The organism is Buttiauxella sp. JUb87 (genome assembly GCF_004361975.1).
Taxonomy (GTDB): domain Bacteria; phylum Pseudomonadota; class Gammaproteobacteria; order Enterobacterales; family Enterobacteriaceae; genus Buttiauxella; species Buttiauxella ferragutiae.
The window spans coordinates 553,287-578,625 of the sequence record NZ_SNVY01000002.1; the positions used below are offsets into that span (position 1 = coordinate 553,287).

Consider the following 25,339-nt stretch of genomic DNA (forward strand, 5'->3'; position numbering starts at 1 on the left):
TTCCCTACAAAAATGGAATAACAATATGAAACCTACTGAACGCAGAGTTGGCTACGGAACAGCCATAGGATATGGTGTTACCGATTTATTTGGCGGCGGAGCTTTTGCCATTATTGGCACATGGTTATTATTTTTCTACACCACCTATTGTGGATTATCAGTACTGGAAGCCGGTTCGATATTTGCTATTGCCCGTGTTATTGACGCCGTATTAAGCCCGATTATGGGTTATATCACCGATAACTTCGCCAATACCTGGCTGGGTAAACGTTTCGGTCGCCGTCGCTTCTTTTTACTGCTCAGCGCCCCACTGATGTTCTTATACGCCCTGCTGTGGGTAACAGATATGGGCTATTGGTATTATCTCGGTACCTATCTTTCCATTGAACTGCTGTCAGCGATGGTGCTGGTGCCGTGGGAAACATTGGCCGCAGAAATGACTAACCGCTATGCCGAGCGCGCCCGTTTATCGGGTGTGCGAATGATCTGTTCACAACTCGGTGGTTTTCTGGCAGTTTCAGTGCCGGGCGTGATTATGCAGTTCACCGGCAAAGATAACCCGATGACTTATACCTACACCGGCCTGTTGTTCTCGGCTATTTTCTGCATCGCCGTCTTCACTACCTGGATGTGCACCTGGGAAGCGAAAGATGTGCGCGAAGAGTTTGAACCCGAAGCGGAAGGCGCAAATAGCGGCAATCTCTGGCATCATTTAAAGAGCCTGGTTTTAGACCTTCTCTCCTCATTTAAAATTAAAATGTTCCGCCAGCACATTATTATCTATATTGCCTCATTTACGGCGATGGATGTCTTTGGTTCAGTATTTACCTATTACGTGGTTTACGGTTTACATCAGGATACGGCTGCGGTTTCAGGTTATTTAAGCGTTGCCGCATTTGTTTCTGTTCCGGGAACATTTGTCTTTATGATGCTCCTCAGCAAATTTGACTTCTCACCGTCCGCTGCTCTGCGTTTATCTTATGGCTGTATTTTCTCGGTATTAGCCTTCTTATTTTATGCCTATATCACCAACCTGAATGTCTCGTTCATGGTGTTCTCAGCAGTATTTGTGGTATTGGGTATTTCGCGTGCGGGTCTTTATTTTATCCCATGGAACATTTACAGCTTTATTCCCGACATTGATGAAATTGTCACCAAAAAACGCCGCGAGGGAATATTTGCCGGTGTCATGGTATTAACCCGCAAAAGTACCGTGGCGATAGCCATCATGTTGATTGGTGTGGTGTTGGAAGAGAACGGTTTTGTTAAAGGCCAGGGCGAGCAACCTATTCAAGCCTTGCACGCCATTGTTGGGCTAATGATCTTTGCCACCGCAGCCTTACTGGCTATCAGCTTCTATATGACGTTCAAATTCAAGTTAACGCGTGAATCCCACAAGACGCTGATCAAAGAAGTGGCGCGCCTGAAACTGGGCGGCAATCTGGAAGATTGCGACATGGAAACCCGCAAAGTCATCAAAGATCTTACCGGTTATGAATATGACAAAGTCTGGGGCAATACGCCGGGGCGTAAAACCACCGCAACTTTAACCCCAGATGCACCGTAAAGGAGCCGACACATGCGTACCCAATGGAGCAAACAACAAGCCGCAGAATGGCACAAAAATCAGGGCTGGATCTGCGGCTTTAACTACCTGCCACGCAGTGCCGTGAACTGGACAGAACTGTGGCAACGCGAAACTTTTGACGCCGAAACCATCGACCAGGAACTGGGTTGGGCGCAGGAGATTGGCTATAACCAACTGCGCATCAATCTGCCGTTTATTATCTGGCAGAACGACCGCGACGGGCTGCTGGAGCGTATCGAACAGTTTCTGGCGATAGCCGATAGCCACAGCATAAAAGTGATGCTGACATTAATGGATGACTGTGCATTTTCCGGGGACGAACCATTTTTAGGGCCACAAAAAGCACCGATTCCCGGCAAACATAACAGCCAGGCGGCAGCCAGCCCTGGGCGAGAAATTGTCTGCAACCGCGAGATGTGGCCGCAGCTTGAGCGCTACGTGCGAGACATTGTGCGCCATTTCAGAAGCGATTCGCGCATCGCTATCTGGGATTTGTACAACGAGCCAGGCAACCGTGGCACGTTTACCAGCGGGCTTGAGGAAATACAGTTCGATGAAAAACTGGAACATTTTGCGCTGGAGCTGCTGCATAAAGTTTTCGCCTGGGCGCGTGACGAAGATCCTGCGCAACCGCTGACTGTTGGCGCATGGCATATTTCGCAGGATCCCGATCAACCGCTAACGGAGTATTTCGCGCATCCAATCGACGTTGCCGCCGCCAGGCTTTCGGACGTGGTGAGTTTCCACGCATATCTTGCAACGCCGAAAATGCTGCAAGTATTGCGCTTCTGGCATACGTTCGAGCGCCCGCTGTTATGCACTGAATGGCTGGCGCGCCACGTCGGTTGCGTTATGGAGGAGCAACTGCCGCTGTTTGCCGCCCTGAACGTCGGTTGTTACCAGTGGGGGCTGGTACGCGGTAAAACGCAAACCACCCTCCCCTGGCCGTCAGTACGCAAAAGCGGCGTGGATTACGCGCACTTGTGGTTCCACGATGTGCTCGACGAATACGGCATTCCCTTCCGCCAGCGCGAAATGGAATTGGTGCGCCGTTTAACCGAGACTGAGGACAAACTTTTATCGTAGGTCGGATTAGCGTAGCGACATCCGACGCTTTTATCTGTAACAACAGGCGCAAATGGTGGATGACGCTATCGCTTATCCACCCTACAAAACCCGTTTATCTATCTTAAACCAAACCCGCAGGACTCCCGCACCACCAGCGTGGGCGGGAGAATAATCCGTTTTGGCGGCTCGTCGTTGCCCTGAATGCGGCTAAACAACAACTCTCCGGCTTTGCGGCCAATCTCTTTGGCTGCCACCGAAACAGTGGTCAATGCAGGCTGCACTAACGACGCTTCGGTAATATCGTCAAACCCCACCAGCGCGAAATCCACACCGGTCTGACGCCCCATTTTGCGCAGCGTCTGCATCACGCCCAATGCCACAATATCCTGATAACACACCGCTGCCGTAATTTCCGGATAACGGCGGAACAACTCCTCGGCCACCCGGGCACCATCACTTTGGCTGGCAAGCGATGAAACCACCCATTCGCTTTTCGGCTGTATTCGATGCTCCAGCAATTTGCTGCTGTAACCGCCGATACGCTGCGCCCGGCTGATAGAGTTTTCACTACCGCCGATAAACGCAATATTGCGATGCCCCATGCGCAGCAAATGTTGTGTTGCCAGTTGGGTGCCAAGGAAGTTGTCGGTGCCGACAAAATCGAAATCCACGTCATCCATCGGGCGCACCACCATAATCGCCGGAATATTGCGCCGCTTCAGGGTTTCAAAAAACAGCGGAGGCGTTTCCCGCGCCGCGCACAACACCATGCCGCAGGCGTTATTGCGCATCAGAGAATCAACGAACTTTTGCTGACGCTCGCCAGATTCCTCACTGTTTGCCAGAAACAGCAGCAAGTCGTGGCGTTCCATTTCCTGGCTAAGTCCCGCCGTCATTTCACCGTAAAAAGGGTTGGTGATGTCGTGCAATAACAGCCCCACCTGGTTGCTGGTGCGGTTGCGTAAATTCGCTGCTGTCTGGTTGTACACGTAGCCCAAATCATCCAGAGCTTTGAGCACGCGTTGGCGAGTAGCGTCAGAAATGCGGCCACGATTGCGCAGCACCATCGAAACGGTTGCGGTGGAAACTTCCGCTTGTTTTGCCACCTGGGCAAGGGTAACGGTGCTCATCGGCACTCCTCGGAATTACGTAATTCCCAATAGATTAATCGAATAACCAAAAATTTGCTTATCCACGTGTGAATGCCATCACAGATAACCCAACTTTAGGCAACATCTTAGCAAAAGTGACAGGTTAATCGCGTTTACCACTCTGTTCAAAGACGGTTAATCGATTAATCTTAATCTATCAGAAACAGGGAGAAAACTATGTATCCGGCATCTTATGACAAGTATCCCGAAGTCCGCGTTTCGGGATTTGACCATCAAGCCTGGCAGGGATGGTCTGCCATCAAACATGCAGTAAGCGAGAAACTGACACGCTCAGCGAAAACCGTGCTGGTGATTGACTGCTATCCCGGCGTTGAACTCGACACGCTCCACGCACAATTGATTAGCCAACTGAACCCGCAATGCGTGATTAACGCGGAATCTGCGCGCCTCAGTGAACAACATCTGCATGATTTACTGGCCTATAACCTGACGGATGACCGCGTATTCGGCGTACTTTCTTGCCACCAGTTACCTGAGTTTTTCTGCCCCGACAAACTGGCACAAGCGCAGCGTGAAGTCGCTGACATCACATCAGGCCTGGTGGTGGTTTACGGCCCAGGAGCCGCACTAATTCATAGCGGTGATGTGCTGGTGTATGCGGACCTGGCGCGCTGGGAAATCCAGCAGCGTTTTCGCCGTGGCGAACTCGGCAACTGGGGTGCGAATAACACCGATGAAGATATTCTGCGCCGTTACAAGCGTGCCTTTTTCATTGAATGGCGCGTGTTTGACCGCCATAAAACACCGTTGCTGAAGCGTGCGGATTTCCTGCTCGATACCAATAACGCCGAACAACCGGCGATGGTCAGCGGCGAAGCGCTGCGCTGCGCGCTGCAACAAACCACGCAACAACCGTTCCGCGTGGTGCCATTCTTCGACCCAGGCGTCTGGGGCGGGCAATGGATGAAAGATAAATTCGATCTCGATCCCTCAAAACCAAATTACGCATGGTGTTTTGACTGTGTGCCCGAGGAGAACAGCCTGTTACTGCGTTTTGGTGATGTGCGGATCGAGATCCCCTCTCAGGATCTGGTGTTGCTTTACCCGCGTCCGCTGCTTGGCGAGCGCGTCCATGCCCGTTTTGGTGCGGAGTTCCCGATCCGTTTCGATTTCCTCGATACCATCGGCGGGCAGAATTTAAGCTTCCAGGTTCATCCGGTAACCGAATATATCCAGCAGCATTTCGGCATGCACTACACCCAGGATGAGAGCTATTACATGCTGGAAGCCGAACCGGGTGCCGAAGTGTATCTGGGGACCAAAACAGGTATCAGTCCACAAGAAATGCTCGACGATCTCGCGGCGGCCCAGCGTGGCGAAAAAGTGTTTGATGACGAGAAATTTGTGAATCGTTTTCCGGCGCGTAAACACGATCACTTCCTGATCCCGGCAGGTACCGTGCACTGTTCCGGATCCGGCGCGATGGTGCTGGAAATCAGCGCCACGCCGTACATTTTCACCTTCAAATTGTGGGACTGGGGGCGTTTGGGTCTGGATGGCCTGCCGCGCCCGGTGCATCTGGAACACGGCGCACAAGTGATTGACTGGCAACGCGATACGCAATGGGTGTCCGAACATCTGGTCAACCATTTTGAGTCGATTGCCGCAGGCGATGGCTGGAGTGAAGAACGCACCGGCCTGCATGAACGTGAATTTATCGAAACCCGTCGCCACTGGTTTACTCAACCGGTCACCCACCACACCCACGGCGGCGTCAACGTATTGAATCTGGTTGAAGGCGATGCCGCTCTGGTTGAAAGCCCGCACGGCGCATTCGAACCCTTTGTGGTGCATTACGCCGAAACCTTCATTGTGCCGGCGGCTGTCGGCGAATATCGCATTTCCCCATACGGTTGTGCTGCGGGTCAGCAACTCGCCACCATGAAAGCCTGGGTAAGAGGATAACAAGATGATCAACGTGATTCTGGCAACACATGGCTCGCTTGCCGAAGCATTACTGGCTGGCGGCAAAATGGTCTACGGCGAACTGCCGCATGTTTTCCCCGTGATGCTGACGGAAAACAAGGGCATCAATAGTTTTGGCGATGAGTTTGCCGAAGTGCTGAAACAGGCCGGTAAAGGTGCTGACGGCGTGCTGGTGTTATGCGATTTGCAAAGCGGCACGCCGTGGAATATCGCCTGCCATCATGCATTCGACCCGCAAACGCAGCCACCTATGGCGGTGTTAGGCGGGGTGAATTTCCCGATGGTATTGCTGAGCGATGAAATAAAAGACCTGACCGATGTCGCACAGGCGGCAGAGGTTTTACTGGCAGAAACACACGACACGCTGGTTCAGGCGCAACTGACTGAAACCACACAATCTGATGATTTCTAAGGGGCAACGATGAGTATTTCTTTTGTGCGCATTGACGATCGAGTGATCCACGGCCAGCTGATCACCCGCTGGGCAAAAGAGTTGCCGTGCGATGGGATCGTCGCCATTGATGATGCCGTTGCCGCCGATCCGCTGTTGTCATCGGTGATGAAAGGCGCTGTGCAGGACACCAAAGTCTGGCTGTTTGATACCGCCACCGCGATTGAAAAACTGCCAAAGATCATCGCCAGTGAGAAGCACTATTTTGTGATTGGTAAATCTCCGGTAACGCTAAAACGCATTGAGGAAGCGGGTATCAGCCTGCAAAACAGCAATAAGAAAATCAACGTTGGCCCGATGAGCGCGCGAGCCACCACCACCACCATTGGCCCGAATCAATCTGTGAACCCCGAAGAGATAGCGGCGTTCGACTATCTGCTGCTGCGCGGGCATCAGATTGAATTTCGACTGGTACCTGATGCCAGCAGTTACAGCTGGCAGGATGCTCGACAAAAACTCAAATAAAGGAGTGCATTTATGGCTTTCGAAGCAGCTCTAATCGGCATTCTCTGTTACCTCGGTGCACTTAGCAGCCCATGGCTGCTGGGGTTGACCGGCGGCTGGTATTTAATTACCCGCCCACTGGTTTCAGGGATGCTGGTAGGTTTTATTCTCGGCGATGTGCAAACCGGGATTATCATCGGCGTGGCGGTTCAGGCCGTGTATATCGCGATGGTCACTCCCGGCGGTTCGATGCCTGCGGATCTCAACTTTGTTGCTTTCCCGGCAATCGCACTCGGCATTCTTTCCAATAAAGGCCCGGAAGTGGCTGTGGCGCTGGCTGCGACCATCGGCATTGCGGGTACGGTGTTGTTTAACGCCATGATGGTGCTCAATTCCTGGTGGAACCACCGCGCGGATATCGCACTGGAGAAAGGCGACGAACGCGGCGTGTATCTCAACAGTGCTATCTGGCCGCAAGCCACCAATTTCCTGATGCGTTTTATTCCGACGTTTATCGCAGTCTATTTCGGCGCGCAGTACATCAACGCCTTTATGGACAGCCTGCCGCACATCGTTCTTTCCACCATGAACGTGTTGGGCGGGATTCTGCCTGCGGTAGGTATCGCGATTTTGCTTAAGCAAATTATCAAGAATTACAGCATGTTGATTTACTTTCTGGTGGGGTTTATCTGCATTGTTTTCCTGAAGCTAAACATGGTGGCGCTGGTGATTGTCGGCGCGTTGCTGGCACTGATTCACTACAACTACAAACCTGAGCCGCAGGCTGAACGCACAGCCTCCACGCCCGCTGATGATGAGGATGAATTCTGATGGAAGAACGTAAACTCACTCGCCAGGATTTGCGCCGTTGCTGGCGCAGTTGGATGATGTACAACCTTTCGTCCATGAGCTTTGAGCGCCTTGAGTCATTCGGCTTTTGTTTGAGTATGTTGCCGGTGGCGAAAAAGCTCTATCCCGATGACGAACAACGCAAAGAGATGCTCAAACGCCATGCGTCGTTCTACAACACCGAGCCGCAGCTGGGGGCGATTGTCAACGGCATGGTGCTGGGTCTTGAGGAGAAACGCGCCAACGGCGAGCCGATAGACGGCGAAACCATCAACACGCTGAAAGTTGGCCTGATGGGGCCAGTGGCGGGGATTGGTGATTCGATGATACCGGGCATGCTGATCCCGATTCTGCTCAGTATCGGCATGGCGCTGGCAGCGGGCGGCAACATTCTCGGGCCACTGTTTTATTGCGTGGCGTGGCTGGCGATTATTATTCCCGGCTCGTGGTTCCTGTTCCTGAAAGGCTACCGCATGGGGTCAACCTCGGTTGAGATGCTGGTAAGCAGCAAATCAACCCGCCTGCGTGAAGCGCTATCGTTATTAGGCGTGTTCGTGATGGGCGGCGTGGCGGCAAGTTACGTGAAACTCGGCACTGGGCTGGAGTTTGTCACCAAAGATGGCGTGAATATCCATGTGCAGCAGATGCTGGACGGAATTTTCCCTAATCTGCTGCCGCTGTTGGTGGTGATTGGCACCTGGTATTTGATGGCGAAACGCGGTGTGTCACCGGTGAAAGCAATGTTGTTGTTATTGGTGTTGGCGGCGGCGGGTGTGGCGGTGGGGCTGTTCTCGTAAAACATGGTGGATGACGCTGCGCTTATCCCCCTACGACACCAAACTCGTAGGTCGGGTAAGCGCAGCGTCACCCGACTTTTTTAAGGATGGAACCCCACCCACTTCCCGCTCACCATTCCCGGCTTTGAAATAAACTGAAAACGCGCCGGATCATCAATAAATTGTTGATACAGCGGCGCATCGGTAATCCCAAACTCGGTATATTGGCGCGGCGAGGTCACCTGTAAACGCCCCGGCATATAACGGCGATTATGCTGCCAGGCAATATGCTCATCCTGCAAAAGCGGATACCACGCCAGCCCCTTGTATGCCCGCACCGCATCGTATTCGAAACCATATTCCCGGTCGCACCAGGCACCAAACGTCAGCGGTTCATCCGGCGAGGCAGAAATCGTCGCGTGTGCCCAACCCGGTGGCACCAGCACTTTCTCACCAGGCCCCGCGCAAACCGCAAAACAGCGCCCTGGGTCGTCAGCTACATATTCCTGCATGTAGATAATCGCTTTGCCCTGCCAGATTTCATACAGCTCAGGCGGCGACCAACCGCTGTGTTCACTGATGCGGTGAATATGTCCCTGGCTGCGAATCGGCTCATCGCCCAGGCGGCCAGAAGCGTAAGTCACCACGCCAAACAGCAGCATGCGTTTTTTAAGCTCATCGGTGTCCTGCAAACGCGCCACATCCATCACGATGGCATACACGTCTTCCGGGCCATTGCATGCCGGATCGCGCAACGAGGCGCGGATCTGATCGAGTTTACGGATCTCCGGTACGGGGCCAATCACCTCTTCGCCATAGCTAAAGCCCATCGGCTGGTGGTGGATCACCATATCCAGCCCAAAATTCAGGTGCTGTTCAGCCATTTTGCACCTCTTTGCCGTGAATTTTTCCGCCTTGCAACACCACGCGCAGCGCAAAGCCTTGTGCCAGCGCCGCGTAATCATGCCCGGCGATAGTTGGCCAAACGGCAAGTGCGGAGAGAACTTCAGTTCCGGTGTTAATCAAACGGTGCGCTGTCGCACCTGGAATAATATGCACTGAACCAGGCGAAACCTGCTCAAAGCGCGCTTTTCCCTGCTCATCTTGCAGCAGCAATAAGCCCGTTCCGCGCAGGCCAAAATAGACTTCGCCCTGTTCGCGCCGCTGATGGAAATGCCCGCGCGTCATGTAAAACTCGTCGCCGATTCGCCCCGGATTCAGGTGCGTGGTGCCAGCATAAAGCTCACCTTCGCCCTGCGGAGATTTCAGCATTTCGACCTGATAGATTGCCGTTTCCGGCGGCAATGCTCGCCAGGCGTCGGTATCGTAAAAAACGCCAGCCAGATCGCCGCTACGGGTAACCTTAGTGATGAGATCTTCAGCCGTAAAATGGCCGTTGTGGAATGCCACGCAAGGCGGCATGTTGACAGAAATGTTCATTTTGTTTCTCCGGCCCAAGGAGAACTGCTTAATCAGCATAGCAAGGTTAATCGATTAACCCTAAGCCCAGGCCGGAGAATGTCGATCTGCGTCGCGTTAATTCATTACGGAGCCATGCTCTCTTATCTTTTAAGTACATACAGTGCGATCAAAGTGCGATTAGCTTATTATGTCGCTCATTACCAGGTTCAGACTTGATCGAGAAAGTGTAATGAAACTCCCACAGGCCAGCATTTCAGAATCCGTCACCCAGCATCTTGCGCGGCGAATTATGCACGGCGATCTTGCGCCAGGACTGTCATTGCCTGGCGAGAACGAATTGGCCGTTGAATACGAAGTCTCCCGGACTTCAGTGCGCAACGCACTTCAGGTATTAGCCGCCAAGGGGCTTATCTCGATTCAGGCCAAGAAACGCAGCACGGTGAATAGCCGCGAACTGTGGAGCCTGTTGGATATTGATGTGTTGGGCTGGCTGGCTGAAGGTGAACTTGACCTTAAACTGGTTGAGCAACTGATTGTGACGCGCCTGATTTTCGAGCCTAATGTGGCAACGCTTGCGGCGTTAAACGCCAACGGACACGATCTGGCGGCGATGGAAGATGCGCTCCAGTTAATGCGCAATGGCCAACTCGAAGCACAAAGATCGTTATTCGAAGAAGGCGATATGGCGTTTCACCATGCGTTATTACGCGCCACACATAATCCCTTTCTTTTAGCCCTTGGCAACGCGCTTTCCGCCGCCATGGCGCTCTCCTTTAAGCAAACGCTGGAAAAAGACGTGCGCCAGACCAAAGCCGCCGTCGACGAACACTACCTGCTATTCGATGCTATCCGCCTGAAAGAAGTCGATAAAGCCCGCCTGCAAATGCGTAATATTTTGCTCAATGCCGCTAAAAAACGCATCTGGCAGGATCGACCGGAAATGTTCGACCACATTATTTGATCCTCATCTGACGTAATTTCGATCTCCCTCACACACTGTGGGTGCTTTTTGTTCTAGCATTCTTGTATTACAAGATTGCATGGTTTGTATTACTTGAATGAAAACTCACTGGATTGCCATCGACTGGGGAACCACCAACTTCCGTGCATTTTTAATGTCCGGTTCGCAGCCTGTTTCCCGAATTAGCCAGCCTTGCGGGTTGTTATCCGTTGAAAAGGGGCAATTTGCCTCGACGCTGCAAACGTTGCTGCACGCGTGGTTAGAAGAGCTCGGCAACCTGCCGATTGTAATGGCAGGAATGGTTGGTTCGCAGCAAGGCTGGCATGAAGTGCCTTATGCACCGCTCCCCTGTCTTGCCGAAGATCTGGCTGCTCGTACGCTGGCTTTCACCACCGACTGGGGCAGCCCGGCGTGGATTATTCCCGGCGCGAACGGCAACAGTCGGTTCTCTCAGCCAGACGTAATGCGCGGTGAAGAAGTACAACTATTAGGCCTGGCGTTGCTGCATCCTGCCAGCCAGCACACCGCCTTGTTGCCCGGCACGCACAGCAAACATGCGCAAATGGTGAATGGTGAAATTACCTCGTTCGCCACCTTTATGAGCGGCGAAATATTCTCGCTGCTCAGTCAGCATTCCATTCTCGGGCGTGCGCTGCCAGAACAGCAGGAAGATACCGACGCTTTCTTGTCAGGTGTGAAAGCCGCCCGGCAAGGCGCGCCATTTACCCACTTAATCTTCTCAGCCCGCACCCGCCGCCTGGCCGGCGAAATTGCTGAAACTGGTGTTCACAGCTATTTGTCCGGCTTAACCATTGGCTACGAATTGCAGGCCGTACCCGCCGGGCAACAGGCGTGGCTGGTCGGCAGCCCGTCACTAACCGCCCGCTATCAGCTTGCCGCAGGCGAGTTGGGCCTGAATCTCTCCGCAATTAACGGCGATGACTGTTTTATTCATGGCCTGTGGCACCTCTTTACCCAGCTTCAAGGAAACCCATCATGAGCCCGGAAAATTTCATTGCCCAATGGCAACAAGAGCCGTTACCGCTGGTCGCCATTTTGCGCGGCATCACGCCTGAAGATGCCGTCGAAGCGGCAGAAATCCTGCTCGAGTGCGGTTTTCACTATCTTGAAGTGCCGCTGAATAGCCCGTCACCGCTGGAGTCGATTGCTTTGATGCGCAGCGTGGTGGGCGAGCGTGGCTATGTGGGTGCCGGAACGGTGCTGACGGTTGAACAAGTTGATGCGGTAGCCGAATGCGGCGGGCAACTGATTATTTCCCCAAGTTGCTGCCCTGAAGTGATTCGCCGCACGCGCCTGCTCAAGTTGATCAGCATGCCGGGGATCATGACGCCCAGCGAGGCGTTCATCGCGATCGAGGCCGGAGCCAGCGCACTGAAGTTGTTCCCGGCGGAGCATGTCAGCCCGGTCGTTACCAAAGCTTTCCGCGCGGTGGTTCCACGCAGTGTCGCCATGCTGCCGGTTGGCGGTATCCAGCCAGACGCCGCACAAATGCGCAGTTACATCCAGGCAGGCGCTAACGGTTTTGGTCTTGGCGGCGGTTTGTATCAGGCCGGTTTGAGCATGCCGACCCTTCGTGAACGTGCCCAGGCTTATCAACACGCCTGGCGCCAGTGCGCGGGCTAAATCATGAATCAGGGTATCGGCGGCAATATCGAGGCAATCGGTGAATATCGTGCGCAGTTGGGTGAAACGCCGGTGTGGTGTCGCCAGAGCGGTTCGCTGTTGTGGGTCGATATCTTGCAAAATCGCCTGTTGCGTTACTGGCCGAATCAAGCCGGAAGCGTTGATGTTCGCCCGATGCCGGTTTTCACCAGCGCGGTGCTGCTGACCTCTGAGCCAGAGATTTTCCTGGTGGTCAGCCAGAGTGGTATCTCGCTGTACAACTACCAAAACCAACAGTCGAGTGCGGTTTGTGCGTGGCCGAATGATGCCCACGGAACACGCCCAAATGAAGCCGCCATTGCGCCTGATGGTTCGCTGTGGTTTAGCACCATGGACCCAACCGCTCAGAAGGCGATTGGCAGCTGGTATCGAGTCTGCGCGGATTCCCCCACGCCTCAGCATTTGCTGGGCGGTTTGGTAGTCCCGAATACCCTGCAATGGATCGGCGAAAACGTCTGGTTTGCCGATTCGTTACGTCACCGTTTTTACCGTGCGACGTCGCAGCCACACGGGCTGCACATCGAACAGGAATACCAGGTCAACGGCATTCCCGATGGCTCGACGCTGACCGACGATGGCGAACTGATTAACGCTTGCTGGGGAAGTTCCTGCCTGGCGCGCTACCGAATAGACAATCTCCAACTGGTTGAATCTGGCCGCATAGCCTTGCCCGTCAGCCAGCCCAGCAGTTGCACGTTCGGTGGCCCAAATTTATCCGATCTTTACATCACTTCTGCACGAGATGGACTTGCCCGACCCGTCGCCCTGGATGGCGCGGTTTTAAAAATAACAACAACAATTGCAGGCACACCCGCCCGCAAATTCAGGATCTAAAAATCCATAACTTTGAGGCGTTATTAATGAATACGATCTCTTCCCCTACACAGACTAATCGGCAGACTTTACTGGTCTGCTTCCTTGCCGCACTCGCCGGGCTGCTATTTGGCCTCGATATGGGCGTCATCGCCGGCGCACTGCCGTTTATCGCTAGCGAATTTAATCTCAGCAGCCATCACCAGGAAATTGTCGTCAGTATCATGATGTTAGGTGCGGCGCTCGGCGCACTGTGCAGCGGCCCGATGTCATCAACCCTTGGGCGCAAGAAAAGCCTGTTGCTCGGTGCAGTGCTGTTTATCGTCGGTTCTCTGGGTTGTGCCGTCGCGCACAGCATGGAAGTGCTCGCGGTATCGCGCTTTATTCTCGGCCTGGCCGTGGGCGTTGCATCGTTTACCGCGCCGCTGTATCTGTCTGAAATCGCACCGGAACGTATTCGTGGCAGCATGATTTCTCTTTATCAGTTGATGATTACGATCGGCATTCTGGCGGCGTTTTTGTCTGATGCGGCATTGAGCGAAGGCGGCCACTGGCGCTGGATGCTGGGCGTTATTACATTCCCGGCGATCATCCTGTTTGTCGGCGTGCTGACACTGCCTGAAAGCCCGCGCTGGCTGGCAATGAAAAACAAGCATGAACTGGCTGGAAAAGTGCTGAAGCTGCTGCGTAACTCCGATAAAGAAGCGCAGGACGAGCTGAATCAAATTCGCGAAAGCGTGAAGATGAAGCAACGCGGTTTGCAGCTTTTCTTGCACAACCCACACTTCCGCCGTTCCACTTACCTCGGTGTACTACTCCAGTTTATGCAGCAATTCACCGGTATGACGGTGATCATGTACTACGCCCCGAAGATCTTTGAGATCGCCGGTTTTGCCACCACCCGCGAACAAATGTGGGGCACGGTAATTGCAGGCTTAACCAACGTGCTGGCAACGTTCATCGCGATTGCTCTGGTTGACCGTTGGGGACGCAAACCTATCCTGAAATTAGGCTTCTCAGGCATGGCCATCTGCATGGGCATTCTCGGTTATATGTTCCATAGCGGTATTTCTAACCCGACCGAGCAATACACCGCCGTTATCGTGTTGCTGGTTTTCATCACCGGTTTTGCGATGAGTGCTGGCCCGTTGATTTGGGTGCTGTGTTCGGAGATCCAACCGCTCGCCGGGCGCGATTTTGGCGTCACCTGTTCCACGATGGCGAACTGGATCGCCAATATGATCATCGGTGCTACTTTCCTGACGCTGATCGACACCATCGGCAGCCCGAATACCTTCTGGCTGTATGGCGCACTGAACGTGGTGTGTATTGTGCTGACCCTTCTGTTCATTCCTGAAACCAAAAATATTTCTCTGGAACATATCGAACGCAACTTAATGCGCGGTAATGCGCTGCGCCATATCGGCCAGCCGCAACAGAGCAAGACCAGTAACCCAATCACCACCGAATAAAACAACAACAGGCCTGAGCTCAGAATTCAGGCCCCCTACCTCTGGAGATGACAATGAGTAACATAATCGAGAGTACATCAGCGAATTCAGCCGCTGAATCGCGGGTTTACAGCAAGATAACCCGGCGACTGATTCCGTTTTTGATTTTGTGTTATTTCTTCGCCTATCTGGACCGCGTTAACGTCGGCTTCGCCAAACTGCATATGCAGGATGCGCTGAATTTCAGTGACACGGTGTATGGCCTGGGTGCCGGTATTTTCTTTATCGGCTACTTCCTGTTTGAGATGCCAAGCAACTTGCTGATGCAGAAGTTTGGGCCACGTTTCTGGATTGCCCGCATTATGGCAACCTGGGCGGTGCTCTCAGCAGGCATGATGTTCGTCACCACGCCGACCCAATTCTACGTGGTGCGGTTTTTACTCGGCGTGGCCGAAGCAGGTTTCTTCCCTGGCATCGTGTTTTATCTCACGCTGTGGTTCCCGTCGTGGCGTTCTGCGCGCACCCTGGGGCTGTTTATTCTGGTCACCCCACTTTCAACGATTATCGGTAGCCCGCTGTCCGGACTGATCCTCAAACTTTTTGAAGGCGTTGGCAGCCTGCATAACTGGCAATGGCTGTTTTTGGTTGAAGCGATCCCCTCTTTCCTGCTCGCTTTTGTGGTGCTGCGTTATCTCGATAACGACGTGAAGTCAGCGAAATGGCTGAGTGATGCCGAAAAGCAGGTGGTCATTAACGATCTGGCAAAAGATGAAGCCAACCGCGCGCTGCTCAATAAAGGCAAAGTGGATAGCAGCCTGAAAGGGATGCTGAAAAACGGTTATGTCTGGCTGCTGGCACTGGTGTTTTTCAGCTTCAACATCGGCTATTACGGCATCAACTTCTGGCTGCCTTCGATCATCAAAAGCTCCGGCGTGAATGACGATTTGTATATCGGCCTGCTGGCGGCGCTGCCGTATGTCTTCGGCGCGGCATTTATGGTGTGGAACAGCCGCCACTCTGACCTCAAGCAAGAGCGCCGCTGGCATATCGCCATCCCTGCGCTGGTTGGCTGTATCGGCCTGACGTTAAGCGCGTATTGCAGCGGCTCTACCTTCTGGATGATGGCGTGGATTTGCGTGGCGATGTCCGGCACCCTGGCGCTAATTCCAACCTATATCAGTCTGCCTGGCGCGCTGTTGTCTGGCACTGCCGCCGCTGCGGGTATCGCTTTCGTGAACTCGATTGGCAACCTGGCCGGTTTCTTCGGCCCGACTGTGCTGGGCTGGCTGAAAGATACCACCGGGCGTACAGATATCGGCTTATACATTCTGGCGGGTTTCCTGCTGCTTTGTGTGCCGCTCATCCTGCTTCTGCCTGCACGCCTGGCAAACCCTAAAAAAGTGATAGTTCAACCTGAACAAAGCGGTGTGCAGCCTAATACTGCCCATCAAATCAATGCGGCACCTCGTCGTTAACGAACAAAAAGAGATTGTGAATATGAGCGGATGTGGCGGATGTGCCAGCTGTGGCACGCATTTCAACCCGATCCTCGAAGGTGATGATGGCGCATTGAAACGTGCGCTATACAAATCCATGGGGCATACCGATGAGCAACTGCGCAAACCGGTAATTGCCGTGGTGAACAGTTATACCAATGCTACGGCGGGCCATGCCAACCTGAATGAGCTGACGGCAAAAGTGCTGGAAGGTATCGACGAAGCCGGTGGCGTGGGCATGGTGTTTGGCACCATCGCGCCGTGTGACGGTATCGCCGAAGGGCATTTGGGGATGCGTTATATCCTCGCCGCCCGCGAAGTGATTACCGCGTCTATCGAAGTGATGATGCGCGCTCACCGTTTTGACGGCATGGTGCTGCTTGGCTCATGCGACAAAATCGTTCCGGCGATGTTAATGGCGGCGGCGCGTTTAGATATACCGGCGATTATGGTTAACGGCGGGCCAATGTATCCGGCTGAATATAAAGGTAAACACTGGGACGGCAATATCGTCACTGAAGCCATCGGCTGGAAGATGCGCGGTGAAATCAGCGAAGAAGAGTTTGCCCATATCGAGAATATTGCCGAGCCAGGCCCTGGCTCCTGCACCATGTACGGCACCGCGAATACCATGTGCTGCATTGGTGAAGTATTGGGTATGAGTTTGCCGGGCAGCAGTACGCTGCCTGCGGTATCGCAAGAACGCCGCGATTGCGCCGTAGAAACCGGCCGTCAGGCGGTGGAACTGGTGCTCAATGGCGTGAATGCGCGCCAGATTATTACCGCGCAATCCATTCATAACGCGATGGTTTATTTGCTGGCAACCGGCGGTTCAACCAATGCAATTTTGCATCTACAAGCCATTTATTACGAAGCCGAGCTAGGCCATCTGCCGCTGTCCGCTTTTGATGAGCTCAGCCACCGTGTGCCGCTGGTCGCCTCGCTGTATCCGGCCTCCGAGCACGACATGATCGACTTCTGGGAAGCCGGTGGTGTGCAGGCGGTAGAAGTTGAAATCAGCAAACTGATGCACCTGGATGCGCTGACAGTTGCCGGTAAAACTAAAGCCCAGTTGCTTGCCGACACTAAACGCAGTTGCCGCCCGGAAGTGATTCACACGCTGGCTATTCCGGTGCGTAACGAAGCGGGTGTCGCCGTGCTGCATGGCAACCTTTCGCCGCTGGGTTGCGTAGTCAAACCGGCTGCCGTTCCGGAAAACCTGATGGTGTTCCGTGGCCCTGCGGTGGTGTTCAACAGCGAGCAGGAATCTGTGGATGCGATTATGTCCGGCCAGATTCAGCCCGGCAGCGTGCTGGTGCTGCGCTACGAAGGCCCGAAAGGCGGGCCGGGGATGCCGGAAATGTATAAGCCGATGAAATCGCTGGAAGGCATGGGGCTTTCTGATACTTGCGCGTTGATTACCGACGGGCGTTTTTCTGGCTCCAACCGTGGGCTGTTCGTCGGCCATATCTCGCCGGAAGCGGTAGATGGCGGTGAGTTAGGGCTGGTGGAAAACGGCGATGAAATCTCAATTGATATTCCATCACGCTTGCTGACGCTGCATGTGGCGGAAGAAGTGCTGGCAACACGCCGTGAAAACTGGCAGCCGGTGAACAAAGAAGTGCCTCGTGGCTTCTTACGTTTGTATCGCCGCTGGGCGCTGCCTGCCGCGCAAGGCGCGGTGCTGGCTGACCGGGAGGACAACTGATGACTAAGCACTATACGGCGCAAGACATCGGTGGCGTGAATCCCATTACCGCGATGCCGTTTACGCCTGCGGGTGAAATTGACGAACACAGTTTTGTGCGCCTGCTGGAGCATCTTTCCACCAGCGGAGCGCAAGGCACCACGCTGTTTGGCATCGCCAGTGAATTCCCGAAATTGCACGATCAGGAACGCGATCGGCTGGCACAAATGTTTGTCTCGACGCTGGCAGGAAGCCCGCTTTATCGGGCGATGTCGGTGACCGATCACAGCACTGAGCTGGCGATAAAACGTGCGCGTGACTACGCCAAATTAGGTGTGGATGCGCTGATGCTACTGCCACCGTTCTTCCTTAGCCCTAATCCACAGGCCATTCAGGAACATATTTTTGCCGTGCTGGAAGCGGTGGATATTCCGGTCATGGTTCAGTACGCGCCGGGTGAAACCGGCCTGCCGATTACGCCGGAACAACTGGCAACTGTCGCGGCTCGTTATCCGCATGCGGTATTCAAAATCGAGTGTAACCCGCCCGTAGACTACACCCGCGAGTTTCTGAAACTGGCACCACAGGCCAGCGTGCTGAACGGTTATGCCGGGCTGTATATGCTGCAAATGCTGGCGGCAGGCGGAAAAGGTGTGATGCCGGGTTGTTCGTTTACCGAGGTTTATGTGCGGATTTACCAGCACTGGCAACGGGGCGAAACGGCGCAAGCCGAGGCGTTACATCAGGCGTTGTTGCCGTATATCCAGCGCTGGATGACGCACTGCGAATACATCATTCAGGTTGAGAAAACCCTGCTGCAACGACGTGGGATTATTGCCAGCGATTATTGCCGCAAGCCGGGCTGGCAGCTTTCTACGGAAGACCATCAGACCCTTGATCGCTTCCTGAACGAATTCCAACTCTAAGCTTAGCTTTTTGAGGTTAACGAAATGAGCAGTCAAAAATCAGCACGCGTTGTGATTGTTACCGGAACCAGCCAGGGTATCGGCCAGGCCATTGCACAGACCTTTCTGAGCAATGGCGATATTGTTATCGGTTGTGCTTTTTCAGCGCTGGAAAGAGCGCCAAATGCCCAAAAAATGCTGGCTGAATATCCCGAACGCTATTTCTATTTTTCCGTCGACGTGACCAAAACGGAGTCTATTAAGCAATTCGTTATTGATGCCGAAAAGCTTTTTGGGCGCATTGATGTGGTGGTGTCTAACGCCGGTAAAAACGTCTTTAAAGGGATCGATTGTGAAGAGAGCGATTGGGCGCATAACTTCGATCTGAACTTGCGATCGCACTGGTATCTGGCGAAATGCGCCCGCCCGGCGCTGCAAAAAAGCAAAGGGACGATCCTGGTGATCACCTCGAATCATGCGTTTTCAACCATGCCTGGCTGCGCGCCGTATAACATCAGCAAGCGCGCCCTGCTTTCACTGGTGCAAAGCCTGACTATCGAATGGGGGCCAGAAATTCGCACCGTGGGTATCGCGCCTGGTTTTATCGACACCGACGGCAATCAGGTCTGGTTTGACTCGCATGCCGATGGCAAAGCCGCCCGCGACAAAACTATTCGCAAACACCCGGTAGGCCGCATTGGGCGTGCCGAGGAAGTCGGCGATTTGTGCCTGTTCTTATCCAGCGATAAAGCCGGGTTTATTGCCGGAACGACAATTGTGATGGATGGCGGGCGCAGTGCGATTATGCAGGATGAGGGCGACGCGTAGGGAAAAAGGGGAGCAAATGCTCCCCCGAAACTGATGACAAACTTCTTCGTAGGTCGGATAAGCGCAGCGTCATCCGACACTTTTATCTGCAATAACAGGCGTAAATGGTGGATGACGCTAGCGCTTATCCACCCTACACTTCTTTGATATCCACACGCAGCTCACGCGGAACTTCGAAAACGATGTTTTCTTCGCGCCCTACCAGTTCACGGGTGTCGCTACCGCCGAGTTCACGCAGGCGAGCCAGAACGTTTTGCACCAGAATGTCAGGGGCTGATGCCCCTGCCGTCACCCCAACACAAATAGCGTCTTTTACCCACTCTTCCTGGATGTCCGCTGCGTCGTCAATGAGGTACGCCGCTTTGCCCATGCGTTGCGCCAGTTCAGCAAGACGGTTGGAGTTGGACGAGTTTTTCGAGCCAACTACCAGCACCACATCTGCTTCGTCAGCCAACGCACGGACCGCTTCCTGGCGGTTGGTGGTGGCGTAGCAAATGTCGTCTTTACGCGGACCGATAATATTCGGGAAGCGGGTACGCAGCGCGTCAATCACGTCAGAAGTGTCATCTACAGAGAGTGTGGTCTGGGTCATAAACGAAAGTTTATTTTCGTTTTTCACATCCAGCTTGCTGACATCTTCCGGCGATTCAACCAGGTACATGCCCCCTTTCGGGTTACTGTACTGGCCCATGGTGCCCTCCACTTCCGGATGGCCAGCATGGCCAATCAGAATGGATTCCTCACCACGACGGCTGGCGCGAGCCACTTCCATATGCACTTTGGTCACCAACGGGCAGGTCGCATCAAACACCGTTAAATCACGGCCTTTGGCTTCACTGCGTACTGCTTGAGAAACACCATGTGCGGAGAAAATCAGGATTGCGCCATCAGGCACTTCACTGATCTGCTCGATGAAAATCGCCCCGCGTTCCCGCAGGCTATCAACCACGTAACGGTTGTGCACCACTTCATGACGGACATAAATCGGCGCGCCGTATATGGCCAGCGCGTTTTCAACAATGCTGATAGCGCGGTCTACCCCGGCACAAAAGCCACGAGGGTTAGCCAACAGGATCTGCATTCAACGCCTCCAGTACCGGGTCAATTTCCAGTACTTCGATATCAAAATGAATGGTTTGCCCGGCGAGTGGGTGGTTAAAGTCAACGGTGATGGAATCGCCGTTAACTTCACGTACTACACCTGGCATCTCGCTGCCATCCATTGCAGTAAACAACATAATGGCACCCGGTACCGGCTCACCCGCGTCAATAAATTCACGACGAGAGAAATACTGGATCATGTCCGGGCTTGGAATACCAAACGCCGATTCCGGTGCCAGAGAGAACGCTTTTTTGTCCCCTGCTTTCAAACCGACTAGCTGGTCTTCCATGCCTGGCGACAGTGTTTCGTCACCCAGCGTGAAGAGTGCCGGTTTGCCGTTGTTGCGGGTCGACTCGGCGGTGGAGCCATCTTCGAGTTTCAGCGTGAAATGCACGAAAACTCTGCTATTAGCCTGGATAGACTCAGCCATGGGTTACCCTTTTTGCTTAGCGGGCTTGTCGGAGGAGACAAAGAACCCCTCCAGAACAATCAGCGCCGCACCGATACAGATAGCCGTATCGGCCAGATTAAACGTGGCGAAGTGCCAGTCGCCGACATAGAAATCGATCATGTCGACCACAAAGCCATGCCATAAACGGTCAAACAAGTTGCCGAGTGCGCCGCCGATGATTAAAGCATAGGCGATGTTATGCAGCTTCTGCGTCGCTTTTGAGCGATACATCATTACCGCTAAAATCACGCATATGCCGATAGCAATACCCGCAAAGAACCAGCGCTGCCAGCCGCCTTTATCCGCAAGGAAACTAAACGCAGCGCCGTAGTTACGGGCGTAGTGCAGATTCAGCGATGGGAACAGGGATACGGTGTCCCCCAGCATGAAATGCTGGAGGATCAGGTATTTGCTGCCAAGATCGATGATCAGTACCACCACCACAAGCCACAGCCAGCTCAGGCCGGTCGAACAAATCGATTTACTCATCAGGCAAATTTACGCTTTTCGCCGTCACCGGCTACGTTAGTTACACAGCGGCCACAGATTTCTGCGTGTTCCGCCACCAGGCCGACGTCGGTGGTGTAATGCCAGCAACGCGGGCATTTTTCACCGTCAGCTTTACGCAGAGCAACTTTCAATCCTTTGAGGATTTCGCTTTGCTGCGCGTCTTCAGTTGCCTGTGCATAATCGGCAACTGCTGCACCCGAGGTCAACAAGACAAATCGTAATTCATCACCGAGGCTGTTGAGCTTCGCTGCCAGTTCGCTGTCGGCAAACAGAGTCACATCAGCTTCCAGAGAACCGCCCACACGCTTATCAGCACGTGCTTGTTCGATAACTTTGTTCACTTCGCCACGCACGGTTAACAGCGTGTCCCAGTAATCATTGTTCATCGTTTCGCTGTCAGCCAGACCGAACAGACCTTCGTACCATTCACCGGTGAAGACATATTTCTCACGGTTGCCTGGCAGGAACGCCCAGATTTCATCGGCGGTGAAGGACATGATGGGTGCCATCCAGCGAACCAGCGCTTCTGCAATGTGGAACAGAGCGGTCTGGCAGCTACGACGCGCTACGCTGTCGGACTTCGCAGTGTACTGGCGGTCTTTGATAATATCGAGATAGAACGAGCCCATTTCGATGGAGCAGAAACGCATCAGGCGTTGCACCACTTCGTGGAAATCGTAGTTTTCATAAGCGGCAAGGATATCGGCTTGTGCTTCTTGCGCACAGCTGACGGCCCAGCGATCCAGTACAACCATTTCTTCCGGTTTCACCATATCGGTTTCTGGATTGAAACCATTAAGGTTCGCCAGCAGGAAACGCGCGGTGTTACGGATACGACGATAAGAGTCGGCAGCACGTTTCAGGATCTCATCGGACACAGCAATTTCGCCGGTGTAATCCGTTGATGCTACCCACAGACGCAGAATATCGGCGCCCAATTTGTTCATCACGTCCTGCGGAGAAACGGTGTTACCGATGGATTTAGACATTTTGCGGCCCTGACCATCAACGGTGAAACCGTGAGTCAGTACCTGGCGGTAAGGCGCTTTGCCTTTCATCGCTGTCGAAATCATCAGTGAAGACATGAACCAGCCGCGATGCTGATCCGAACCTTCCAGATACATGTCTGCCGCGTGGCCGCTGAATTCAGGGCGCACATCAACAACCGATGAATGCGTTGAACCGGAGTCGAACCACACATCTAAAGTGTCTGGCACTTTGGTGTAGTTATCAGCGTCGTCACCAAGGATGTCGCGCGGGTCGAGATCCCACCACGCCTGGATGCCGTCTTGTTCAACACGCTTCGCCACTTCTTCCATCAGCTCCAGCGTGCGCGGGTGCAGCTCTTCTGTGTCTTTGTGTACAAACATCGACATTGGCACGCCCCAGGTACGCTGGCGAGAGATACACCAGTCCGGGCGGTTAGCGACCATTGATTCAATACGCGCCTGACCCCAGTCTGGGATCCACTGCACGCCTTTGATCTCTTTCAGAGACTGCGCGCGCAGGCCTTTTTGATCCATGCTGATGAACCACTGCGGAGTGGCACGGAAGATGATTGGCGTTTTGTGACGCCAGCAGTGCGGGTAGCTGTGCAGCAGTTTTTCAACGTGCAGCAAGACGCCTTTATCGCGCAGGATGTTAACGATCAGGTCGTTAGCTTTAAACACCTGAACGCCATCCAGACCTTCATAGGTACCTGGCAGATAGCAACCATCTGGGCCAACCGGGTTGGCAATTTCCAGATTGTATTTCTGGCTGATAACGTAGTCGTCAGGACCGTGACCACCAGCTGTGTGCACCGCACCAGTACCGGCTTCAAGGGTTACGTGCTCACCCAGAATAGCTGGCACGTCGAAATCTAAGAACGGATGCTTGAAGCGCAATAATTCCAGGTCTGCGCCTTTGGCAGTACCCAGAACTGTCCACTCGACGATTGCCGCGCTCTTCATTACGCTTTCGAGCAAGTCTTTGGCGACGATCAGCGCCTGGCCATCAACCTGCACCAGCACATATTCGAATTCTGCGTTCAGAGAAACTGCGCGGTTAGCAGGCAGCGTCCACGGAGTGGTGGTCCAGATAACCATCGAAACTGGGCCATTAACTTGCGTGGCACCGAATTTCGCTTTCACGGCATCAGCATCGACAGCCTGGAAGTTAACGAAGATAGAAGGAGAGGTTTTGTCGTAATACTCAACTTCCGCTTCAGCCAGGGCCGAACGACAGTCGACGCACCAGTGCACAGGTTTAGCCCCTTTATGCAGGTGGCCGTTACCGACGATTTTACCCAGCGCACGAATGATGTTCGCTTCGGTTTTGAAATCCATGGTCAGGTAAGGACGTGACCAGTCGCCCAGCACACCCAGACGGATGAAGTCGGCACGTTGGCCATCAACCTGCTCTGCGGCGTATTTGCGGCACGCCGCACGGAATTCAGCGGCGGAGACTTTCTCACCTGGTTTGCCAATCAGCTGTTCTACTTTCAGTTCGATTGGCAGACCGTGGCAGTCCCAACCTGGAACATACGGCGAGTCAAAACCAGAAAGCCCTTTGGACTTAACGATAATGTCTTTCAGAATCTTGTTAACGGAGTGACCAATGTGAATGCTGCCGTTCGCGTATGGAGGGCCATCATGCAGAATGAAGGATTTTTTGCCTTTCTTTGCATTACGGATGATGCCGTACAGGTCATCATCATTCCAGCGAGCCAGCATGCCCGGTTCACGTTTAGCGAGATCGCCACGCATCGGGAACCCTGTTTCCGGCAAATTCAGGGTAGATTTAAAGTCACTCATTAGATTCTCGGTTCCGTAGTTAGCTTGCTCAGGTCTTAGACCCAAAAAATTCGCGGGTGGTTACCACATCTTTGGCGATTTGCGCTTTCAGTTCATCAAGTGAAGCAAACCGTTGTTCATTGCGTATTTTTTTACGCAGCACCACATCTATATGGTGCCCATATAAGTCCATTGCAACGTCCAGCAAATGGACTTCCAGCTGTTGGCGCAGACCCGCCACCGTTGGCCGCGTGCCTATATTGGCAACGCCCGGCAGCAGTTTATCGCCAAGGCCTGCGACTTCTACCGCAAACACCCCTTTTACCGGGGAAACCTGACGACGCAACGGTAAATTCGCCGTTGGGAAACCAATGGTTCTTCCCAGTTCATCACCGTGAACAACTCGCCCGGAGATGCTAAACGGATGACCCAGTAAACTTTCGGCAAGTGCTAAGTCGTCTTCAGCCAGAGCCTGACGCACCGCTGTGCTGCTGATGCGCACACCGCCTTCACAGAAAGTTTGCGTACTGGTGACGTCAAAGCCATATTCAACGCCTGCCTTCTGTAATAACAAGAAATCCCCCTGGCGACCAGCACCAAAGCGGAAATCATCCCCCACCGCGAGAAATTTTACCCCGAGGAGGTTGACCAACAGATCGCTGACGAAGTTTTGCGCAGTGAAGGCAGCAAAACGACGATCGAAGCGCACGCACAGCACGTAGTCCACACCACATTCGGCCAGATAACGCAGCTTTTCGCGCAGACGTGTCAGGCGCGCAGGAGCCTTATCGCCCGCGAACAACTCAAGCGGTTGCGGTTCAAAGATCATGACCATCACCGGCAGATTGCGCGCACGCCCTTGGGCACATAGCCCTTTTAACAGGGACTTGTGGCCTCGATGAACACCATCAAAATTACCAATGGTGAGGACACACCCGTGGTGGTTCTGGCGTAGATTATGTATGCCGCGTATCAGCTTCAT

24 protein-coding genes are annotated in these 25,339 nt (G+C 53.6%); 16 read left to right on the plus strand and 8 right to left on the minus strand.

Annotated elements, in window-relative coordinates; translation table 11 throughout:
- Positions 1-25: 25 nt before the first annotated feature.
- A complete protein-coding gene (locus tag EC843_RS10745; protein WP_064543452.1) occupies positions 26-1,567 on the plus strand; it encodes an MFS transporter in 1,542 nt (513 codons plus the stop codon).
- Between the two features lie 12 nt (positions 1,568-1,579).
- Positions 1,580-2,674 (plus strand): cellulase family glycosylhydrolase, encoded by a 1,095-nt coding sequence (locus EC843_RS10750; protein WP_133522235.1) that lies wholly within the window; start codon positions 1,580-1,582, stop codon positions 2,672-2,674.
- A gap of 98 nt (positions 2,675-2,772) precedes the next feature.
- Here EC843_RS10750 and EC843_RS10755 read toward each other — a convergent pair whose 3' ends face one another.
- The gene (locus tag EC843_RS10755; protein WP_121814887.1) at positions 2,773-3,786 is read right to left on the minus strand and encodes a LacI family DNA-binding transcriptional regulator; all 1,014 of its coding nucleotides are present in this window, start codon (positions 3,784-3,786) and stop codon (positions 2,773-2,775) included.
- A gap of 198 nt (positions 3,787-3,984) precedes the next feature.
- Here EC843_RS10755 and EC843_RS10760 point away from each other — a divergent pair, with 198 nt between their 5' ends.
- The 5 genes from EC843_RS10760 to EC843_RS10780 are packed head-to-tail and all read left to right on the plus strand — an operon-like array spanning position 3,985 to position 8,295.
- A complete protein-coding gene (locus EC843_RS10760) occupies positions 3,985-5,733 on the plus strand; it encodes a class I mannose-6-phosphate isomerase (RefSeq protein ID WP_133522236.1) in 1,749 nt (582 codons plus the stop codon).
- 4 nt (positions 5,734-5,737) lie between these two features.
- On the plus strand, positions 5,738-6,166 hold the full coding sequence (locus tag EC843_RS10765; RefSeq protein ID WP_064543444.1) for a PTS fructose transporter subunit IIA: 429 nt from the start codon (positions 5,738-5,740) through the stop codon (positions 6,164-6,166).
- Between the two features lie 9 nt (positions 6,167-6,175).
- Positions 6,176-6,670 carry a PTS sugar transporter subunit IIB gene (locus EC843_RS10770; RefSeq protein ID WP_064543442.1) on the plus strand — a complete coding sequence of 165 codons (495 nt, stop codon included), beginning with the start codon at positions 6,176-6,178 and terminating at the stop codon, positions 6,668-6,670.
- Positions 6,671-6,682: 12 nt separating this feature from the next.
- Positions 6,683-7,480 carry a PTS sugar transporter subunit IIC gene (locus EC843_RS10775; protein WP_064513773.1) on the plus strand — a complete coding sequence of 266 codons (798 nt, stop codon included), beginning with the start codon at positions 6,683-6,685 and terminating at the stop codon, positions 7,478-7,480.
- Positions 7,480-8,295, plus strand: coding sequence for a PTS system mannose/fructose/sorbose family transporter subunit IID (locus tag EC843_RS10780; RefSeq protein ID WP_064543441.1), 816 nt, complete (start codon positions 7,480-7,482; stop codon positions 8,293-8,295). The genes EC843_RS10775 and EC843_RS10780 overlap by 1 nt, the downstream gene beginning before the upstream one ends.
- A gap of 80 nt (positions 8,296-8,375) precedes the next feature.
- On the opposite strand, the gene EC843_RS10785 is transcribed toward EC843_RS10780, so the two are convergent.
- On the minus strand, positions 8,376-9,158 hold the full coding sequence (locus EC843_RS10785) for a glucose-6-phosphate isomerase family protein (protein WP_133522237.1): 783 nt from the start codon (positions 9,156-9,158) through the stop codon (positions 8,376-8,378).
- Positions 9,151-9,714: a glucose-6-phosphate isomerase family protein gene (locus EC843_RS10790; RefSeq protein ID WP_064543439.1), complete on the minus strand. Its 564-nt coding sequence runs from the start codon at positions 9,712-9,714 to the stop codon at positions 9,151-9,153. Before EC843_RS10790 ends, EC843_RS10785 begins: the two co-directional genes overlap by 8 nt.
- Before the next feature lie 211 nt (positions 9,715-9,925).
- Between EC843_RS10790 and EC843_RS10795 the strand changes: the two genes are divergently transcribed.
- The 9 genes from EC843_RS10795 (at position 9,926) to EC843_RS10835 (ending at position 19,520) form a co-directional block, all read left to right on the plus strand.
- Positions 9,926-10,657, plus strand: a complete 732-nt coding sequence (locus EC843_RS10795; RefSeq protein ID WP_121814883.1) for a FadR/GntR family transcriptional regulator — start codon at positions 9,926-9,928, stop codon at positions 10,655-10,657.
- A gap of 97 nt (positions 10,658-10,754) precedes the next feature.
- A complete protein-coding gene (locus EC843_RS10800) occupies positions 10,755-11,657 on the plus strand; it encodes a 2-dehydro-3-deoxygalactonokinase (protein WP_133522238.1) in 903 nt (300 codons plus the stop codon).
- Entirely contained in the window at positions 11,654-12,301 is a 648-nt protein-coding gene (locus tag EC843_RS10805; protein ID WP_133522239.1) for a 2-dehydro-3-deoxy-6-phosphogalactonate aldolase, read from the plus strand. Before EC843_RS10800 ends, EC843_RS10805 begins: the two co-directional genes overlap by 4 nt.
- A 3-nt stretch (positions 12,302-12,304) precedes the next feature.
- Positions 12,305-13,174, plus strand: coding sequence for an SMP-30/gluconolactonase/LRE family protein (locus tag EC843_RS10810; protein WP_133522240.1), 870 nt, complete (start codon positions 12,305-12,307; stop codon positions 13,172-13,174).
- Between the two features lie 26 nt (positions 13,175-13,200).
- A complete protein-coding gene (locus EC843_RS10815) occupies positions 13,201-14,625 on the plus strand; it encodes a sugar porter family MFS transporter (protein ID WP_241939525.1) in 1,425 nt (474 codons plus the stop codon).
- A gap of 47 nt (positions 14,626-14,672) precedes the next feature.
- Positions 14,673-16,079 (plus strand): MFS transporter, encoded by a 1,407-nt coding sequence (locus EC843_RS10820; protein ID WP_208111316.1) that lies wholly within the window; start codon positions 14,673-14,675, stop codon positions 16,077-16,079.
- A 22-nt stretch (positions 16,080-16,101) separates the two neighbouring features.
- Positions 16,102-17,808 (plus strand): dihydroxy-acid dehydratase, encoded by a 1,707-nt coding sequence (gene ilvD / locus EC843_RS10825; protein WP_133522298.1) that lies wholly within the window; start codon positions 16,102-16,104, stop codon positions 17,806-17,808.
- Positions 17,808-18,713 carry a dihydrodipicolinate synthase family protein gene (locus EC843_RS10830; RefSeq protein ID WP_064543426.1) on the plus strand — a complete coding sequence of 302 codons (906 nt, stop codon included), beginning with the start codon at positions 17,808-17,810 and terminating at the stop codon, positions 18,711-18,713. Before ilvD ends, EC843_RS10830 begins: the two co-directional genes overlap by 1 nt.
- Positions 18,714-18,737: 24 nt before the next feature.
- Complete coding sequence (locus tag EC843_RS10835; RefSeq protein ID WP_133522241.1) at positions 18,738-19,520, plus strand: SDR family oxidoreductase; 783 nt, start codon at positions 18,738-18,740, stop codon at positions 19,518-19,520.
- 133 nt (positions 19,521-19,653) lie between these two features.
- Here EC843_RS10835 and ispH read toward each other — a convergent pair whose 3' ends face one another.
- From ispH to ribF, 5 genes are read right to left on the minus strand one after another with little or no spacing between them, the layout of a single operon-like run.
- Positions 19,654-20,601: a 4-hydroxy-3-methylbut-2-enyl diphosphate reductase gene (gene ispH / locus EC843_RS10840; RefSeq protein WP_133522242.1), complete on the minus strand. Its 948-nt coding sequence runs from the start codon at positions 20,599-20,601 to the stop codon at positions 19,654-19,656.
- Positions 20,582-21,052 (minus strand): FKBP-type peptidyl-prolyl cis-trans isomerase, encoded by a 471-nt coding sequence (fkpB, locus tag EC843_RS10845; protein ID WP_064513795.1) that lies wholly within the window; start codon positions 21,050-21,052, stop codon positions 20,582-20,584. The genes ispH and fkpB overlap by 20 nt, the downstream gene beginning before the upstream one ends.
- Before the next feature lie 3 nt (positions 21,053-21,055).
- On the minus strand, positions 21,056-21,562 hold the full coding sequence (gene lspA, locus EC843_RS10850) for a signal peptidase II (protein ID WP_064543410.1): 507 nt from the start codon (positions 21,560-21,562) through the stop codon (positions 21,056-21,058).
- A complete protein-coding gene (gene ileS / locus EC843_RS10855; RefSeq protein WP_064543408.1) occupies positions 21,562-24,378 on the minus strand; it encodes an isoleucine--tRNA ligase in 2,817 nt (938 codons plus the stop codon). Before ileS ends, lspA begins: the two co-directional genes overlap by 1 nt.
- Positions 24,379-24,406: 28 nt before the next feature.
- Positions 24,407-25,339 (minus strand): bifunctional riboflavin kinase/FAD synthetase, encoded by a 933-nt coding sequence (gene ribF / locus EC843_RS10860; RefSeq protein WP_133522243.1) that lies wholly within the window; start codon positions 25,337-25,339, stop codon positions 24,407-24,409.